Annotated in this window: 1 protein-coding gene; it reads left to right on the forward strand. The window is 77.4% G+C overall.

Going from position 1 to position 4,437, the window contains the following annotated elements:
- Window positions 1-4,437, forward strand: a 4,437-nt coding sequence (locus AE652_RS36075; RefSeq protein WP_049659235.1) for a condensation domain-containing protein, incomplete at both ends; no start/stop codon positions are given.

Here is a 4,437-nt window from a genome sequence, read left to right on the forward strand (position 1 = left end):
CCCGCCGAGCGCGCCGGCCGCGGCGCGGCGCACCGCCACCACCTCCCGGCCGAGCTGGTCGACCGGCTGCGCCACCTCGCCGCCGGCCGCGGCACCACCGTGTTCACCCTGTTCGCCGGGGCGTCCGCGCTGCTGCTCTCGCGCCACTCCGGCCAGCGGGACGTGGCCTTCGGCACCGTCGTCAACGGCCGGGAGCGGCGCGAGCTGGAGGAGGTGACCGGCTTCTTCGTCAACACCGTGGTGCTGCGCGGCGACGTGGACGAGGAGGCCACCGTCGACCGCTTCGTGGAGTCCATGCGCACCACCCTGCTGGACGCCTTCGCCCACGCCGAGGTGCCCTTCGACCGGGTGGTCGAGGAACTGGCCCCGCCCCGCGACCCCAGCCGCACCCCGCTGGTCCAGGTCGCCGTCGTCCAGCAGACCCCCGCCGCCCCGGCGCCCGCCGGCGGGCTGCGCTTCACCGACCACCCGCTGCCCCGCCCGGCCGCCCGCTTCGACCTGGTGCTGGAGTTCACCCCCGACGAGGCCGACGGCGGCTGCACGCTGACGGTCGAGTACGACACCGACCTGTTCGACCGGCGGACGGTGACCGCGCTGGCCGGCCACCTGCACCGGCTGCTGGCCGGGATGGCGGACGGGCCGAGGCGCACCCTCGCCGAGCTGCCGATGATCCCCGAGGAGGAGCAGCGCGCGCTGCTCGCCTCCCGGAAGCCGCCGCGGGAGCTCCCGGGCACCGCCCCGGCCCGGCCGTCCGGATGGAGCCGGGTCCACGTGCTCGACCGCGCGCGGCGCCCCCAACCCGTCGGGGTGCCCGGCGAGTTGTACCTCGCGGGCTACCTCCCGGAGCGGCCGGACGAGCGGCTCGTCCCCGACCCGTACGGCGCGCCGGGGGAGGCGATGTACGGCACCGGCGAGCTGGTGCGGTGGACCGCCGACGGCGGGCTGGAGCACCTCGGCCGGGTCGAGGAGCGGGCGAAGCCCCGCGGCGGGGAGACCGTCCCGGCCCCTGCGCCGGCCGCCCCCCGCCACGTCGCCCCCCGGACCCCCGCCGAACGCGCGCTGGCCGGCATCTGGGCCGAGGTGCTGCGGCTGGAGCGGGTCGGCGCCGACGACAACTTCTTCGACCTCGGTGGCGACTCCATCCTCGGCATCCAGGTGGTGGCCCGCTCCCGGCAGGCCGGACTGGCGGTGACCTCCCGGGACCTCTACCGCCACCAGACGGTCGCCGCGCTCGCCCTGGCCGCGGAGGACGCCGAGGCGCCCGCCGCGCCCGCGCCGGTGGCCGCCACCGGGGAGGCCGCGTTGACCCCGATCCAGCGCTGGTGGTTCGAGCGGGCCGCCGGCCGGGCCGGCCACTTCGCCCAGGCCGTCTCCCTGCTGCTGCCCGGCGACGTCGACCGGGCGGCCCTGGAGGAGGCCCTGAACGACCTGGTCGCCCACCACGACGCGCTGCGCTCCGCCTTCACGACTCCGGACGGCGCCGGCGCGGTGCGCTGGCGGATCCAGGAGCCGATGGCCCGCGCCACCCTGGCCCGGCACACCGGCCCCGACCAGGACACCCCGCACTTCGGCCCGTACGACCTGGCCGGCGGCGCCCCGCTGCTGCGCGCCGTCCTGCACGAGCGCGCCGGGGGCCGGCCCCCGGTCCTGCACCTGGCCGTCCACCACCTGGTGGTCGACGGGGTCTCCTGGCGGGTCCTGCTGGAGGACCTCGACACCGCGTACCGGGCCCGCCGCGAGGGCCGGGACGGCGCGGCCGCCCTCCCGGCGAAGTCCTCGCCGCTGCGGCAGTGGGCCGAGCGGCTGAGCGCCTTCGCCGCCGCGGGCGGCTTCGAGGACGAGTCCGCGTACTGGGCCGGGGCCGTGCCCGGGCAGTCCGACGACGAGCCCGGGCAGCCCGCCGCCGAGCCGTTCCCCGCCGAGCTGGACGGCCCCGACAGCTACGCCACCGAACGCTCCGTCACCGTCCGGCTGAGCCCCGCCGACACCGCCGCCCTGCTGCGCACCCTGCCCGACACCTACCGCACCCAGGCCAACGACGTGCTGCTGAGCGCGCTGGGCCGGGCGCTGTGCGGGGCGAGCGGGCTGGAGCGGGTCGTGGTGGACGTCGAGGGCCACGGGCGCGAGGAGCTGTTCGCCGACCTCGACCTCGGCCGTACGGTCGGCTGGTTCACCACCCGCCACCCCGTCGCCCTGGCCGTCCCCGCCGGGGCCGGCTGGGACACCGTCCTCAAGCAGGTCAAGGAGCAGCTGCGCGCCGTCCCCCGGCGCGGCCTCGGCTTCGAGGCGCTGCGCCACCTCGGACGCCCCGGCACCGCGCCCGAGGTGCCGGCCGCCCGGATCAGCTTCAACTACCTGGGCCGCATCGCCCTGCCGGACGACCCGGACGGGCTGTTCCGCGGCACCTTCCGGCCGCTGGAGCTGGACGCCGACCCGGCGGTCGAGCGCCCCCACCCGCTGGAGGTGGTCGGCCGACTGGACGGCGACGCGCTGGAGTTCACCTGGTTCCACTCCGCCGCCGTCCACGGCAGTGCCACCGTCGAGGCGCTGGCCCGGCGCTTCGCCGAGGAGCTGGCCGACCTCGCCCGCCACGCGACCACCCCCGGCGCCGCCGGGCGCACCCCGTCCGACTTCCCGCTGGCCCGGCTCGACCAGTCGGCGGTGGACCTGATCACCGGCGCCGACCCGGGCGCGGTGGAGGACGTCCTGCCGCTCACCCCGACCCAGTCCGGCATGCTCTTCCACGGCCTCGCCGAGGAGGACAGCGGCGCCTACTTCCAGCAGCTGGACTTCGTCCTCGACGGGGTGCCCGACCCGGCCCGCCTCGCCGAGGCCTGGCAGTGGGTCACCGACCGCACCGCGGTGCTGCGCGCCCACGTCCGCTGGCAGGAGGTGCCCGAGCCGCTGCTGGTGGTGCACCGCCGGGTGGCCGTGCCGGTCAGCCACCTGGACTGGCGCGCGCTGCCCGAGGAGGAGCGCCGCACCCGGCTGGCCGAGCTGCTGGACCGCGACCGGGCCCGCGGCCTCGACCTCGCGCGGGCCCCGCTCCAGCGGCTGCTGCTGATCCGCCTCTCGGACAGCCGGGTGCGGGTGCTCTGGTCGTTCCACCACCTGGTGCTGGACGGCTGGAGCCTGTTCCAGGTGCTCTCGGACGTCTTCGCGGTGCACGCCGCCCTGGCCTCGGGGCCTGAGGTCCCGTACGGCACCGTGCCGGAGCGCCGGCCCTACCGCGACTACCTGGCCTGGCTGGGCGGGCGCGACCACGCCGAGGCCGAACGGCACTGGCGCACCCGCCTCGCCGGGCTGGTGGAGGCGACGCCGCTGCCGTACGACCGCGAGCCGGTGCAGAGCCACCGCGCGGAGTCCACCCGGGCCGTGCCGTTCACCCTGCCCGCCGCCGCGACCAGGGCGCTGGAGGACCTCGCGCGCGGCTCCGGGCTGACCCTCAACACCCTGGTCCAGGGCGCCTGGGCGGTGCTGCTGGGCCGCCAGGCCGGGCGTGCCGAGGTGGTGTACGGCACCACCTCCTCCGGGCGCCCGCCCGAGCTGCCCGGCGTCGAGTCGATGACCGGCCTGTTCATCACCACCCTGCCGACCCGCACCACGGTGCCCGCCGACGGCACCCTGCTGGACTGGCTCCAGGCCCTCCAGCGGGAGCAGAGCGAGGACCGGCGGTACGGCTTCGTCCCGCTCACCCGGATGCGGGCCGGCACCGGACTGCCCGAGCAGACCGGCCTGTTCGACAGCCTGGTGGTCTTCGAGAACTACCCGGTCGACGAGGACGCGGCCGACGCCCACGGCCTGCGGCTGCGCGACCTGGACGGCATCGAGACCACCAACTACCCGCTCGCCCTGCTCGCCTACCCCGGCCCGGAGCTGTCCCTGCGGCTCTGCTACGACCCGCGGCTGTTCGACGAGTCCACCGTGCGGCGGCTGGCCGGCCGGCTCACCGCCGCGCTGACCGGCCTGCCCGCCGGCGCCCACCGCCCGCCCGCGCGGCTGCCGCTGCTGACCGCCGAGGAGCGGCACCGCGTCCTGGTCGACTGGAACGCCACCACCGCCGAGCAGCCCGCGGCCGACATCGCCGAGCTGTTCGCCGAGCAGGTGCTCCGCACCCCCGGGGCGGTCGCCCTGGAGGCCGGCGAGCAGCGCCTGACCTACCGCGAACTGGACGCCCGGGCCGCCGAGTTGGCCGGACGCCTGGCCGCGCACGCGGTCCGGGTGGAGCAGCCGGTCGGGGTGCTGATGGAGCGCTCCGTCGAGCTGGTCGTCGCCCAGCTGGCACTGGTCCGCACCGGCGGCGTCTTCGTGCCGCTGGACGGCCGGGCGCCGCGCGAGCGGCTGCACCGGATGCTGGCCGAGGCGGGCGCCGAGCTGCTGCTCACCGACGCCCGCTGGGCGGAGACCGCCGCCGAGCTGCGCCCCGCCGAGCGGGTG

Source organism: Kitasatospora sp. MY 5-36, from assembly GCF_001182915.1.
GTDB lineage: Bacteria > Actinomycetota > Actinomycetes > Streptomycetales > Streptomycetaceae > Kitasatospora.